Here is a 12,908-nt window from a genome sequence, read left to right on the forward strand (position 1 = left end):
GTCGACTTGCCCGAGCCGTTCGGCCCGATGAGCGCGACTGCCGCTCCCTCGGGAACCACAAGGTCAAGATCCTCGACCCTGGTCACTCCGCCGTAACCGAAGGCGCGCCGGCCAGGTGCAGTGCGGCACCGCCGTGCCCGGTCACACCCGTGTCACTCATGCAGCAGCCCCCAACTCAGCGGGGAGCGGGCCAACCGGCTCTCCCCAGGCTTCGAGAATAACGCGTGTGTTGTGAATGGTCGCATCAACGTAGGTCTCAGCACCGCTGCCTTCCACGCCGAGCGAATCAGCGTAGAGCGACTCACTGTCGACAACGGTCACCCCCGCCTCGCGCGCGATGGTGCGGGCAAGCTTCGGGCTCATCGAGGATTCGACGAAGATCGCGCGGACGCCGCGCTCCTTGATCCGCGCGGTCAACGCATCGAGATCCGCCGCGCTCGGCTCAGCGTTGTCCTCGAAACTCGGCATAATGGCGCCCGCGTACGCAATCGAGTAGTCGTGCAGGAAGTACCGCAGCGAGTCGTGCCCACTCACGAGCACCCGCTCCTCGGCGGGAACACCCGCAAACTGCTCCCCCACCCAGGTGTCGAGAGCTGCGAGCTGCGTCGCGTAGTCGGTGGCGCGCTCGATGTATGTCGTCGCGTGTGCCGTGTCGGCGGCCGCAAGCCCGCGTGCGATCTCGGCGACCATGCCTGATGCGTAACGGGGCGACGTCCACAGGTGCGGGTTCACGTCACCGTGGTCGTGGTCGTCGTGGTCCCCGTGTTCGTGGTCGTGATCCGCGTGCTCGTCGTGGTCCGCGTGACCGTCGTCATCCGCGTGACCGTCGTGGTCGTGCTCAGCTGGCGCGCCGCTCTGCGCCTCTTGCTCTCCCTCTGCCGTGATCTCTTTCGCTTCGGCGAGGTCGATCCCGTCCGCCGCGGTGATGAGCTTTCCCGAGAAGCCCGAAGCTTCGATTGCTGAGTCGACGAACCCTTCAAGCTCGGCGCCGTTGACAATGAGCACGTCGGCCTGGCTCAGCGCGACGAGTTCCTTGGGGGACGGATCGAAGTGGTGAGCCGAGGCGCCGGCGGCGAGGAGGCTCGTGAGGTCGATGTCGTCGCCGCCGATCTGATGCGCGAAATCGGCGAGCTGCGTCGTCGTCGTGACGACATTGAGTGTGTCACCGCTTGGCGTCCCTGCCGCCGGAGAGCACGCGCTGAGGGCGAGCGCTGCGGCGAGCGCTGGGATGAGCAGGATGGAACGACGTGCGGAGGAGTGCGACATAAGAATCTTTCGAGATGAGAACGAATCTCATTGTACCCACGATTGAGAATCATTCGCAACAAGGGCTTGTGGGGCGCGTCCCGCGGGCACGCAAACCCCGATCTCTGCGCCCCCACGACCGAACGGACAGGCGAGCCAAGATACGATGGCAGCACCAGCATCACCTCACAAAGGAGCGACAGTGACCGCCTCACCGACCACCCGCCGCAAGATCGCGCCAGCCGCCACCATGGTGATCGCCCTGCTCGGCTCACTCGCACTCCTGTTTACCTTTGTGACGCAAGTGGCGGCTGCGGCCCCACCGCGCGGCACGGACGAGGTCCGCGCGAGCGTCCTCGCTCAGCTTGAGGAAAGCCCGCACCTCACCGCGACCTCGGAGCACGGCAAGATCATCCCCGACACGCTCGAGATCATTGACGAGACCCCAGACGGCGTTGTCGCGTTCGCGTTCCTCACGACCACCGAGGCTCTCGGCATCGGCGTGCAAGACAGCCAGGGCGGCAGCTTTGGCCTGTCAGCGCCCGGCCAGAAGACCCACCTGCTGAAGGTCAGCAACGCTGGAAACGTGTACGAACTCGCGGTCCGCAGGAGCGGCAGCGGCAACGGTTACGAGCACACCTTTACAGCCGAGTAGTAGCAGCTACGCGTAGCATCGGGCACATGGGAACCTCCGCAGCAGCCCCCGCACCGTTCGCCTCTGCCGTGTCGCTACGTGCGGCGCTGCTCGCGGGTGAGGTGACCGCGGTCGAGGTCGCGGCGCACTTCCTCGAACGGATCGCCGCGCGGGAGGATCTCGGCGCCTTCGTTTCGGTGACGAACGAGAGCGCGCTCGATGCTGCGCGAGCAGCTGACGCCGCCCTGGCAACCGCAAGGTCAGCACCTACGCCGGCCACACCACCCCTGCTCGGAATCCCCCTCGCCCACAAAGACCTCGTCGACGTGGCCGGCGCCCCGACGTCGTCGGGAAGCGCGACCCAGCAGGCGCGCATCGCTGAGGATGACCATCCGGTCGTCGCGGCCCTCAGGGCTGCCGGCTCAATCTCACTCGGCAAAACCCAGGTGCCCGAATTCGGGCTCAGCTGCTATTCCGAGAACCTCATCGCGTCGCCAGCAAGGAACCCCTTCGACCGCGACCGCACCCCCGGCGGGTCGAGCGGTGGTGCGGCGGCGGCCGTCGCTGCTGGCCTGCTCCCGTTCGCGCCGGGCAGCGATGGCGGCGGATCGGTCCGCATTCCTGCGCTTGCGTGCGGCCTGGTCGGCCTGAAACCGGGCCTCGGAGCCGTTCCCGGCGACGTCACCCGCGGGTACGAGGATAGCTTCGGCTCCCCCATCCTCACCGTCTCCGGCCCGCTCGCCCGCTCCGCAGCAGACGCCGCCATGCTGATGGACGCGATGGCCACTCCCAACATGCGCGGCGCTCACAGGGAAGCGGTGCACCGGGCTGCGGATCTCACCGGGCTCACCGTCGCGACGAGCACCGCCTCGCCGTTCGAAGCTGCCTTGGACGTGCCCCTCTCGGACGACGCGCTCCGCGCGTTCACCGTCGCGGCAGAACGTCTCGCGCTCCTCGGCCACCATGTCGACGCAGCGGAGTTCAACTACGACCCCGAGTACTTCGAGTTCTTCTCGACGGGCTGGACTGCAAGCCTGTCGCTGCTCGACTTTGACGAGGCGCAGGCCGAGCGGCTCATGCCGCTCACCCGCGAGATGCGCGAGCGGGCACTCGGTCGGTCTCTCACCGAACACCGCGCAGCCGGGGCACGGCTCAGGGAGTTCGGGCGGGACGTGCGCGGCCAGTGGGGGAACACGGACATCGTGCTCACCCCCGGGCTTGCGATGGCGGCGCCGCGCATCGGCGAGTTCGCGGCGCTCCCGCCCCAGCAGGACTACGAGCTGCAGTGCAAGTGGACGCCGTTTACCTCCATGGTGAACGTCGCCGGGCTTCCCGCAATCACGATTCCGATGTTCACGGACGGCGATGGCCTTCCCGTTGGCGTGCAACTCATTGGCCGCGCGGGGAGCGAGCCGCAATTGCTCGCCATTGCCGCGCAGCTTGAGGCGTTCTAGCCGCGGCACCTGCCTGCCTCGCCCGCCACAGTCGCTGAGTAGGCTGAGGGGATGACCCTTGCCCCCTTCGAGCTCGGCCCGCTTGCCTGGGTGCTCCTCGCAACTGCCGCGCTGCTCGTCGGTATCTCCAAGACCGCGCTGCCCGGCATCAACACCATCTCGATCGCGATCTTCGCCGCCGTGCTGCCCGCGAAGGCGTCAACCGGTGCGCTGCTCCTCCTGCTCATCGTCGGCGACGTACTCGCCCTGTTGAGCTACCGAAGGGAGGCGGATTGGCGGGCGCTTGTGCGCCTCATCCCGTTCGCGGCCGTCGGGCTCGCGCTCGGGGCAGTGTTCCTCGCGTTTGCCGCGGACGACTGGGTGCGGCGGCTCATCGGCGCGGTGCTGCTCTGCCTCATCGCCTTTACGCTGTGGCAGCGGCTTGGGCCGGGGAGCCGTGCGAGCGCGAACGTTTCACGTGACACATCCGAGCCACAGCGCGCTGCCGGTCTCACCGCGCGCGCCGGCTTTGGGGCGCTCGGCGGGTTCACGACGATGGTTGCCAACGCGGGCGGCCCGGTGATGTCCATGTACTTCCTCGCCGCCCGACTGCCGGTGAAGACGTTCCTCGGCACTGCTGCCTGGTTCTTCGCCGTGATCAACCTCGTCAAGCTGCCCATCTCTATGAGCCTTGGGCTGTTCACCCCCGCGACGCTCCAGCTCGATCTCCTACTCATCCCCGGGGTCGTCGCGGGTGCATTCATCGGCAGGTGGATCGCCTCGCGGATCCGCCAGCGCGTGTTCGAATGGGCGGTCATAGGCGGTACAGCGCTCGGCGCAACGTATCTGCTTGTTGCTCAGTGACAGGCTCCTAGCTCCGCACCGCGAGAGCGGCTAACATGACGAAGATGGACGACGCACACTGCGAACCGGATTTCAGCGCTGGCCATCCTCCCGCCCCACAGGGCGCGGGCGACGATGGTGGGCACGGCGGCCATTCGCACGGCCTTGAGGGCGCCGCAACGGCGACCGGGAAACACCGCAAGCGGCTCATCCTCGTACTCGTCATCACCCTGAGCGTGTTCGTCGTGCAGGTGATCGGCGCGTTCATCTCGAACTCCCTCGCACTCCTCGCCGACTCCGGCCACATGCTCACTGACGCGACAGGCGTCGCGATCGCCCTGCTCGCCAGCATCATTGCAACGTTGCCAGCGAACTCGAAGCGCACGTACGGGTACCTCCGCGTCGAGGTGCTTGCTGCACTCGCGAACGGCATCGTGCTCGGTGTCATCGCCGTCGTGATCTTCGTGCAGGCGATCTCACGCTTCGGTTCCGAGGTCGAGGTGCAGTCGACCCCCATGCTCATAGCCGCCGTCATCGGCGCAGCAGCAAACCTCACGTCCCTGCTCATCCTGCGGTCGGGGCAGAAGGAGAGCCTGAACGTCCGCGGCGCGTACCTTGAGGTGCTCGGCGACCTGCTCGGGTCGCTCGCGGTGATTGTCGCCGGCGTGATCATCGCGTTCACGGGGTGGATGATGGTCGATCAGATCGCATCGATCGCCATCGCTCTCCTCATTGCTCCCCGCGCATACAGCCTGCTCCGCGACGTCGTCACCGTGCTCCTCGAGGCGTCACCCAAGGGCTTCGACGTTGAGGTTGCGCGCGCGCACATGCTCGCGGTCCCAGGCGTTGTTGAGGTGCACGACGTGCACGCCTGGACGATCACCTCCGGCGTACCAGCGTTCTCCGCTCACGTCACCATCACCGACGATTCGTGGGGCGAGCGGGGCTATCACGCGGTCCTCGACGAGTTGAAGGCGTGCCTGATGGATCACTTCCACCTCGAACACTCAACGCTGCAGTTGGAGCCTGAGAGCCACCGCATCTCGGGTCTGCGCATGCACGAATAGCGCCGCGCCCGGCGGCGACCGGCGTCGCGCTCCCCGCCTTACTCGGCAGCCGAGACCGTGGCGACCCTGGCAGCGTGCATGTCCGTCTGCGCGAGTGCCGAGACGCGGGAGACCACGGGTAGCGCGTCCCACCCCCCGGTCCAGGTGAGACGGCTCGCGAGCTCCCACACCGGCAAGTTCGGCGTCTCAGCGAGCTGCTGCGCAGCCTGGGCGGTGCGCGCCTCGTGGTGGGCGCGGATCTCGGCGCAGCGTGCCCCAAGCGGCGAGAACCTGAAGCCGTGCCCTGGCAGCGCCTCAGCGTCTGCGTAGGGCTCGAGCCGCTCGAGTGACGCGTAGTACTCGCCGAGTGGATCGGGCGAACGCCTCCCGCCGAGCGCAATGCCCGGGTTGATCCCAGGGAGCACATGGTCGCCCGTGAAGACCGCGTTCTCGCCAAGCAGCGCGAGGCAGATGTGCCCGGTCGTGTGCCCAGGGGTGTGGATCACGCGCGCGCGGTGCTCGCCGAAGTCGAGTATCTGACCGTCGCGCAGTTCGTCATCGACGACGACGCTGCTGCCGAAGTCGGCCCGCGAGTTCGCGATCTCAAGCAACGCGGCTCGCTCCGCAGCCGGCACTCCCCACTCGCTGAACTTGTCGCCAACGTCATGTCCAGCCGAGAACTGCAGTCCAGCCCGGATCGCCGCCGCCTCGTCGCCGTGCATTCTGACGCGCGCGCCAGACGCTTCGCGAATGCGATTGGCGAGGCCGGTGTGATCGAAGTGGAGGTGGGTGACCGTCACCGACACAATGTCGGTGACGTGCCTGTCGAGCGCCTCGATCGCCGCGCAGAACGTTTCCCAGTTCGCGTCAGTGTCCAGGCCGGCGTCGACGATGTGTACGTCCCGCGATGATCCCCCAGCGAGGATGGCGTAACTGTAGGCGTACGTCGGCTGCATCGCCGGCATCGCGAGGGCGATGGCGTGGATCCCGTTGCGGACTTCCTCGACGGCTGGCACGCCCCCCGCCAATAGCGCGCGGGACTGTAGTTCACTCGTCGACCGTACGGAACCCACTGCCGCACCTCCCTGAGATGTTGTTTGTAGTGTTCGATCGGGGTAAGCCGATCAGCGGTTACTCACCTTGCCGAAGACGCTCGCGATTGGCGCAATGAGCAGCGGCCGGGTGAGTACCCACGCGACCGCGATCAGCACGAGCCCTGCCGCGAACATCCAGAAGCCAAACCACCCGGCCCCATCGTTGCCCGCGAACATGTGGTTGAGGTTGCGCAGCGCCCCAGTGGTGAGCACCAGGAACACATGGATGATCACGAACACGACGAAGAACAGCATCGTCGGGTAGTGCAGCGCCCGCGCAAGCTGGGCCGGGAAGACCCGATCGAGCTTCTCGTTGTTCTTCGGCCACCACTCGTTCATTCGCACGCCGGTGATTGCCGCAATCGGGGCCGCAACGAAGACGATGATGAAGTACATGAGCTGCTGCAGCGCGTTGTAGTTCACCCAGCCGTTCTCCACAGGCCAGTCGAGCGTGAGGTACTGGAGCATCGCTGACGCAGCGTTCGGGAAGACTTCCCAGCTTGTCGGCACGATGCGCGCCCAGTGCCCGGTGGCGAAGAGCAGCACCACGAAGATGATGCCGTTCGCGAGCCAGAGCAGGTCGATGCTCGTGTGTAGCCACAGGTGGATCGAGATCTTCTTGCCGCCGCGCTTCGGCGTGTAGAACGCCTCGGGCTTCTGCTGGTGCCGCACGGTGAGCCCGGTGCGCACAATGAGCACCATGAAGAAGACGTTGAGGTAGTGCGTCCAGCGTGCCCACGCGGGGAAGCCCTCGTCCGCGACAACGGCCGGGTGGTACTCGCCGGGGTAGCGCTCAACGAACTCGGGGACGCCCGGAAGGGTCGTCACGCCGCGCGCTGCAAGCACGATGATGCCGGCGAGCACGATGAGCCCAGCGACGCCGAGCGAACCGAGCTTCACCCACTGCGAGAGCGAGCGCGAGCCGATCATGCGTGGCTCTCGCTCGGGCTTCGCTGGCGAGGCCGCAGGCGATGCCACTGCGGTCGGCCGTGCCGGGGCCTGGGCGGCGGCCTGCGCTGCTGGCGCGGCGGCGGGCTGAGCGGCTGCGGGCTGAGCGGTCTTCGCCGGAGCAGGTGGCGCAGCTGGCGCGGACGGCGTCGACACCGGAGCCGCGGCCTCGGCTGGCGACGGCGCAGCTGGTTCGGAGTGCGCCGACTGGTCAGCTGGCGCGGCGGGTGTTGCGGCAACCGCGCGCTCGGGTGCGAAACCCTCGGCAGGCCACGGGTCGCCACCCGCGCTGCGCGGCAGCCCGCGGCGCAGCGGGGTCGCGCTGAGTGTGACAGCGGCGGCGGGTGCTGGTGCAGCAGCCGTCTCGGCAGCTGGGGCTGCTGGCGCTGAGGCTGCTGGCGCTGCCGCGGTAGCCTCGGCCTGCGCGGACTCCTGGGCCGCCTGCATCTCGGGGGCGGCCGGCGCGGGCGTTCCCTTGGTGGCTGGCTGTGCGGCCGAGCCCTCAGGCGCGAAGCCCTCGGCTGGCCACGGGTCGCCACCCGCGACGCGCGGTAGCCCGCGGCGAAGCGGGGCAGAACCGAGCACGACGGTTGCCGTCGCCGGCGTCGCCTGGGCTGCGGGCGTCGCCTGGGCTGCGGTCGCTGGCGCTGCAGCCTGGGGCGCACCCTGATCCGCTACCTGCTCAGCAGCGGGCACCGCAGCTGGCGCATTCGCGGCCTGCGTGGCAACGTCTACAACGGGGGTCGCTTGCGCCTCCACTGCGGCGGCTGGGGCTCCAGCGAGCGTTCCAGCTGGCGGCCACGGCTCGCCACCCGGGACGCGCGGCAGCCCACTGCGGATCGACTGGGAGTAGCTCGCCATGGCTACTGCTTTCGCGTTTCGAGGGCGCTGAGCAGCTGCGGGACGACCGTGAATACGTCACCGACAACCCCGAAGTCGGCGACGTCGAAGATTGGGGCGTCACCGTCCTTGTTGATCGCAATGATGTTCTTCGCGGTCTGCATGCCAGCGCGGTGCTGGATCGCGCCCGAGATACCAAGGGCGATGTAGAGCTGCGGCGAAACGGAGACGCCCGTCTGCCCGACCTGGTACGAGGCGGGGACGAAGCCGGCGTCGACGGCGGCGCGGGACGCGCCGATGGCCGCGCCGAGCGCGTCTGCGAGCTGCTCGACGAGCTCAAACTGCTCCTTCGAGCCGAGGCCGCGGCCGCCGGAGACGACGCGGGCTGCGCCGCGGAGTTCGGGGCGCGAGGAAACCTCGGTGACCACCTCGAAGGAGTCAATACGGCCGGCGGGTGCAGCTGAATCGGCGACGGTAAGTGGCTCCCCCGCGGCGCTCTGCGCTTCGGCACGCGCGTCGACGGCGCCCTGCCTGAGCGTGATCACGGGCGCGCCGAACGTCGACGCCGACGTCACGTTGTAGGCGCCGCCGTAGACGGAGTGCTGTGCGACAACGCCGAGGTCGTCGCGCGCGACGCCGATCGCGTCGACGGCAAGCGCAGACTTCGTGCGGGCCGCGAACCGGGCCGCGGTGTCGCGGCCGTTCACCGAGTTGGAGACGAGCACAGCATCGGGCTGCACGAGCGAGGCGGCCGCCTGGAGGGCGTCAACCGCGAAGGTGCCGAGCCCGGCGCCCTCAGGCGGCGCCGCAACGAGTACGCGGGCAGCCCCGAGGGCCGCGGCGTCGGCAGCGAGCGTGTCAGGTCCGATCACCAGCGCGACGGGCGTACCGGCGAGTGATGCGGCGCCGAGGAGCGCTCCCGCAGCGTCCTCAAGCGCGCCGGAAGCCTGTGGTTCGAGAACGACGAGAATGGCGTCCTGTGCAAAATCAGTCATGGTGTGTGCCCTTCGCGCCTATACCAGTCGGTTCTCAATGAGGTAGTTCGCGAGCTGTGTGCCGGCATCCCCCTCGTCGACGATCTTTACTCCGGCCGAGCGGGCTGGCTTCTCCGCGACGGTAAGCATGATCGAGCGGGCCGCAGCGGGATCCTCAGGATCCACACCAAGATCGGCAAGCGTGACAACCTCGAGCGGCTTCTTCTTCGCCGCCATGATGCCCTTGAAGTTCGCGAACCGGGCCTCGGGCAGCGCCTCGGTGATGGAAATCACCGCGGGCAGATCGGCCGAGACCTTCTGCACGCCACCGTCAACCGGGCGCGTGCCCGAGACGCCGGCTGCCGTGATCTCTACCTCGCTCAGCCCGGTAAGGCCGGGGACCCTGAGGTGCTCGGCGAGCATGGCTGGGACCGCGCCGCCAGTTCCGTCAGTTGACGCGTTGCCGGCGATCACGAGGTCGAAGCCCGCGCGGGTGAGCGCTTTCGCGAGCACCTCTGCGGTGAGCCCGAGGTCAGCGCCGAGCAGCGCCTCGTCGACGACATGCACTGCGGAGTGTGCGCCCATTCCGAGCGCCTTGCGGATCGTCCCACCAGCGCCCTCAGGCGCAACGGTGAGCACGACAACGTCGGTCCCCTCGTTCTTGTCTGCGAAGGAGAGCGCAACCTCAAGCGCGCGCTCGCCGATCTCATCAACGACTGCGTCAGAGGCCGCCCGGTCGGCGAGCCCAGTCTCGAGATTCAGCTTTCGATCCCCGTACGTATCGGGAACCTCCTTGACCAGCACGACAATCTTCATCGATTCTCCTTACCTCAGCCCTTCGGCCAGAGATCCTCGCGGGCCGCAGCCCCGCTCAGCGCCCGGTGGAGCGCACGTGTTTTCCTCGTAAACGCATCATACGTGAGGGAGTGCCTCAAAGTGGAAATTGTTGCGCGTCCCACCGGAATCAGCGTCGCGCCAGCCCGGTTGGCTGACGAATCCTCTATCCCTGCTCTTCTGCGCGTTCGGCAGCGGCGATGGCTTCGGCGTCTGGAACGTAGCCGTCGATGTGCCGTTCAGCGACCCCGTTGTAGGCAGAGAGGGGGCGAATGAGTGCGTTCGACGCCGTCTGCTCCATGATGTGCGCTGTCCAGCCCGTCACACGCGACGCGATGAACAGCGGCGTGAACGTGAGCGTGTCGAAACCGATGAGGTTGTACGCAGGGCCCGACGGGTAGTCGAGGTTCGGGTAGATCCCCTTGCGCGAGACGAACTCGCTCTCGAGCGCGTCGTAGAGCGCCGCAACGTCGGGCCGATCGTAGTGCTCGACGAGCGTGTCGAGCGCGGCCTTCATCGTCGGTACGCGCGAGTCGCCGCGCTTGTAGACACGGTGGCCGAAGCCCATGATCTTGCGCTTCTCGGCGAGCGCGGTCTCAAGCCACGGGACGACCTGCTCGGCCTCACCAATCTCGTCGAAGATGTGCATGACGGCCTCGTTGGCGCCGCCGTGCAGCGGGCCCTTGAGCGCGCCGATCGCGCCGACAACGGCTGAATACAGATCAGACAGCGTCGAGGTGATGACGCGCGCAGTGAACGTCGACGCGTTGAACGAGTGCTCAGCGTAGAGCGTCATCGAGCGATTGAACGCATCGACGACGACCTCGTCTGACTCCTCACCGAACGTCATCCACAGGAAGTTCGCTGCGTAGTCAAGGTCGTCGCGCGGCTCGACGAGCTCCTCGCCACGGCGGCGGCGCTGCCCGTAGGCAACGATCGCCGGGAGCGCAGCGTACAGCCGCACGCTCCGCGCGAGGTTCTCCTCGGGGCTGCCGGCTGCGTCGAGCACCGATCCCCCACCGGACACGTCTGAGGCGCCGATGATACTCACGGCGGTGCGCACCTCGTCCATCGGGTGCGCGGTCAGCGGCAGCAGATCGATCGCCGCGCGCACGTTGTCGGCGAGCGCACGGTGACGTCGCTCCTCCGCCCGCAGCTCGGCGAGCTGCGCGTCGCTCGGCAGCTCCCCGTTCCACAGCAGGTAGGCGACGGCCTCGAACGGCTGGGTCGCCGCGAGCTCCTGCACCGGGTACCCGCGGTAGAGCAGGCTGTTGCTCTCTGGGTTGACCTTCGAAATCGCCGTAACATCGGCGACGACCCCTGCGAGGCCCTTCTGAATATCAGTCACGATAAGCTCCTTCGCTTGTGCTGCGGGCGGACTGAGCGCTTTAGCGCTCGACCTCGAAATTGAACACGCTCGTATCGAAGTGGTTGTACCCCTCGTAGTCAATCAGTTCGTAGAGGTCGGCGCGATGCTGCATCTCGTCGAGCTTCGACGTGAGCGAGCCCTCCTCGATGATGGTGTCGAGCGCGCGGCCCGTCGCCCCCATCGAGATGCGGAGCATCGACACCGGCCAGATAACGATGTTCATGCCGACGTCCGCGAGCTGCTGCGTGGTGAACAGCTCGCTCTTGCCGAACTCGGTCATGTTCGCGAGCAGCGGCACATCGACCGCGCTGCGGATCGCCTCGAACTCCTCAAGCGAGCGCATCGCCTCGGGAAAAATAGCGTCGGCGCCTGCGTCGACAAGTGCCTTCGCGCGGTCCTTCGCGAGGTCGAGGCCGTGCGGGCCGTCGGCCGTAGCGCGGACGTCGGTGCGCGCCATGATGAGGAAGTTCTCGTCGCGCCGGGCGTCGGCAGCTGCGCGGATGCGCTTCGTCGCTGTTGCCTCGTCAACGACGGCCTTGCCGTCGAGGTGGCCGCAGCGCTTCGGGTTGATCTGATCCTCGATGTGCGCGCCCGCAAGGCCGGCGTTCTCGAGTTCCTGGATCGTGCGCGCCACGTTCATCGGCTCGCCGAAGCCCGTGTCGGCGTCGATGATCGCCGGCAGTTCGGTCATGCGCGCGATCTGCGCTCCGCGGCCAGCGACCTCGGTGAGGGTGGTGAGCCCGATGTCCGGCAGGCCGAGATCCGCCGAGAGCACAGCGCCCGAGATGTAGACGCCCTCGAAGCCCTTCTGCTCAATGAGCCTGGCGGACAGCGGGTTAAACGCGCCCGGGAAGCGGAGCAGCTCACCGGTGGCGAGCCGCTCGCGGAACAGGCGGCGCTTATCGGCCGGAGTCGTCTTCGAGTACAGCATTAGAAGAGTCCCTTCGGTGCTGCCGCGAGGTCGATGAGGCCGGCCTTCGCGACGATGTTCAGCTCGCGCACCTCGTCGGCGGAGAGCTCGGGGAGGCGCTGCACGAGGTCGAGGAATCGCTCGATCTCGGCGGGCTCGAGCACGGGCTCGGCAAGCAGGCGGAACTTCGCGATGTAGTTGTCGCGCGCGAAAGGCCTTGCGCCGAGCGGGTGCGCGTCTGCGACGGCGATCTCGTCGACGATCTTCGTGCCGTCAGCGAGTTCGATCTCTACGCGACCGCCGAAGGCCTTCTCGTCGGGATCCTCCGAGTGGTAGCGACGCGTCCACTCTGCGTCCTCTGCCGTGGTGATCTTGTTCCACAGCTCGACGGTGTCTGCGCGGCCAGCGCGCTCCGGGGTGTACGAGTCGACGTGGTGCCAGCCGCCGTCCTGCAGCGCGACCGCGAAGATGTACGGGATCGAGTGGTCGAGTGTTTCACGTGAAGCATTCGGGTCGTACTTCTGCGGGTCGTTTGCGCCGGAGCCAATGACGTAGTGGGTGTGGTGGCTCGTGTGCAGCACGACGCTCTTTACGTTCGCGACGTCGGCGAGCTCGGGGTGCTCGCCGTGCAGCTTGCGGGCGAGGTCGATCCACGCCTGCGCCTGATACTCGGCGGAGTGCTCCTTGGTGTAGCTGTCGAGGATCGCGCGCTTCGCCTCGCCCTTCGCTGGCAGCGGC

General features: G+C 67.5%; 12 protein-coding genes. 4 read left to right on the forward strand and 8 right to left on the reverse strand.

Features of this window, described 5'->3' with window-relative positions; genetic code table 11:
* Positions 1–156: 156 nt before the first annotated feature.
* The gene (locus SD72_RS16060; protein WP_042545483.1) at positions 157–1,266 is read right to left on the reverse strand and encodes a metal ABC transporter substrate-binding protein; all 1,110 of its coding nucleotides are present in this window, start codon (positions 1,264–1,266) and stop codon (positions 157–159) included.
* 181 nt (positions 1,267–1,447) lie between these two features.
* On the opposite strand from SD72_RS16060, the gene SD72_RS16065 reads away from it, so the two are divergent.
* From SD72_RS16065 to SD72_RS16080, 4 genes are read left to right on the forward strand one after another with little or no spacing between them, the layout of a single operon-like run.
* Complete coding sequence (locus SD72_RS16065; RefSeq protein WP_042545484.1) at positions 1,448–1,900, forward strand: hypothetical protein; 453 nt, start codon at positions 1,448–1,450, stop codon at positions 1,898–1,900.
* Positions 1,901–1,926: 26 nt separating this feature from the next.
* Positions 1,927–3,333, forward strand: a complete 1,407-nt coding sequence (locus SD72_RS16070; RefSeq protein ID WP_042545485.1) for an amidase — start codon at positions 1,927–1,929, stop codon at positions 3,331–3,333.
* Positions 3,334–3,384: 51 nt separating this feature from the next.
* On the forward strand, positions 3,385–4,176 hold the full coding sequence (locus SD72_RS16075; protein ID WP_042545486.1) for a sulfite exporter TauE/SafE family protein: 792 nt from the start codon (positions 3,385–3,387) through the stop codon (positions 4,174–4,176).
* Positions 4,177–4,220: 44 nt separating this feature from the next.
* Positions 4,221–5,222 (forward strand): cation diffusion facilitator family transporter, encoded by a 1,002-nt coding sequence (locus SD72_RS16080; protein ID WP_042545487.1) that lies wholly within the window; start codon positions 4,221–4,223, stop codon positions 5,220–5,222.
* Positions 5,223–5,260: 38 nt separating this feature from the next.
* Here SD72_RS16080 and SD72_RS16085 read toward each other — a convergent pair whose 3' ends face one another.
* The 7 genes from SD72_RS16085 to SD72_RS16115 form a co-directional block, all read right to left on the reverse strand.
* Entirely contained in the window at positions 5,261–6,217 is a 957-nt protein-coding gene (locus tag SD72_RS16085) for an MBL fold metallo-hydrolase (protein WP_052492772.1), read from the reverse strand.
* A gap of 108 nt (positions 6,218–6,325) precedes the next feature.
* On the reverse strand, positions 6,326–8,104 hold the full coding sequence (locus SD72_RS17580) for a cytochrome b/b6 domain-containing protein (protein ID WP_084767291.1): 1,779 nt from the start codon (positions 8,102–8,104) through the stop codon (positions 6,326–6,328).
* 2 nt (positions 8,105–8,106) lie between these two features.
* Positions 8,107–9,078, reverse strand: coding sequence for an electron transfer flavoprotein subunit alpha/FixB family protein (locus SD72_RS16095; RefSeq protein WP_042545488.1), 972 nt, complete (start codon positions 9,076–9,078; stop codon positions 8,107–8,109).
* A gap of 18 nt (positions 9,079–9,096) precedes the next feature.
* A complete protein-coding gene (locus SD72_RS16100; RefSeq protein ID WP_042545489.1) occupies positions 9,097–9,873 on the reverse strand; it encodes an electron transfer flavoprotein subunit beta/FixA family protein in 777 nt (258 codons plus the stop codon).
* Positions 9,874–10,057: 184 nt separating this feature from the next.
* The gene (locus SD72_RS16105; protein WP_042545490.1) at positions 10,058–11,239 is read right to left on the reverse strand and encodes a bifunctional 2-methylcitrate synthase/citrate synthase; all 1,182 of its coding nucleotides are present in this window, start codon (positions 11,237–11,239) and stop codon (positions 10,058–10,060) included.
* A 40-nt stretch (positions 11,240–11,279) separates the two neighbouring features.
* Positions 11,280–12,191, reverse strand: a complete 912-nt coding sequence (gene prpB, locus SD72_RS16110; protein ID WP_042545491.1) for a methylisocitrate lyase — start codon at positions 12,189–12,191, stop codon at positions 11,280–11,282.
* On the reverse strand, positions 12,191–12,908 hold a 718-nt coding region (locus SD72_RS16115), incomplete at its 5' end, for an MmgE/PrpD family protein (RefSeq protein WP_042545492.1). The genes SD72_RS16115 and prpB, both read right to left, overlap by 1 nt.

The sequence above is a fragment of the Leucobacter komagatae genome, assembly GCF_000834055.1.
Taxonomy (GTDB): Bacteria; Actinomycetota; Actinomycetes; order Actinomycetales; family Microbacteriaceae; genus Leucobacter; species Leucobacter komagatae_A.

Bases quoted from the DNA above. Each gene is read 5' to 3' on its own strand.
- SD72_RS17580 (WP_084767291.1), bottom strand. From the start codon at position 8,104: ATGGCGAGCTACTCCCAGTCGATCCGCAGTGGGCTGCCGCGCGTCCCG.
- SD72_RS16070 (WP_042545485.1), top strand. From the start codon at position 1,927: ATGGGAACCTCCGCAGCAGCCCCCGCACCGTTCGCCTCTGCCGTGTCG.
- SD72_RS16080 (WP_042545487.1), top strand. From the start codon at position 4,221: ATGGACGACGCACACTGCGAACCGGATTTCAGCGCTGGCCATCCTCCC.
- SD72_RS16100 (WP_042545489.1), bottom strand. From the start codon at position 9,873: ATGAAGATTGTCGTGCTGGTCAAGGAGGTTCCCGATACGTACGGGGAT.
- SD72_RS16075 (WP_042545486.1), top strand. From the start codon at position 3,385: ATGACCCTTGCCCCCTTCGAGCTCGGCCCGCTTGCCTGGGTGCTCCTC.
- SD72_RS16060 (WP_042545483.1), bottom strand. From the start codon at position 1,266: ATGTCGCACTCCTCCGCACGTCGTTCCATCCTGCTCATCCCAGCGCTC.
- SD72_RS16095 (WP_042545488.1), bottom strand. From the start codon at position 9,078: ATGACTGATTTTGCACAGGACGCCATTCTCGTCGTTCTCGAACCACAG.
- prpB (WP_042545491.1), bottom strand. From the start codon at position 12,191: ATGCTGTACTCGAAGACGACTCCGGCCGATAAGCGCCGCCTGTTCCGC.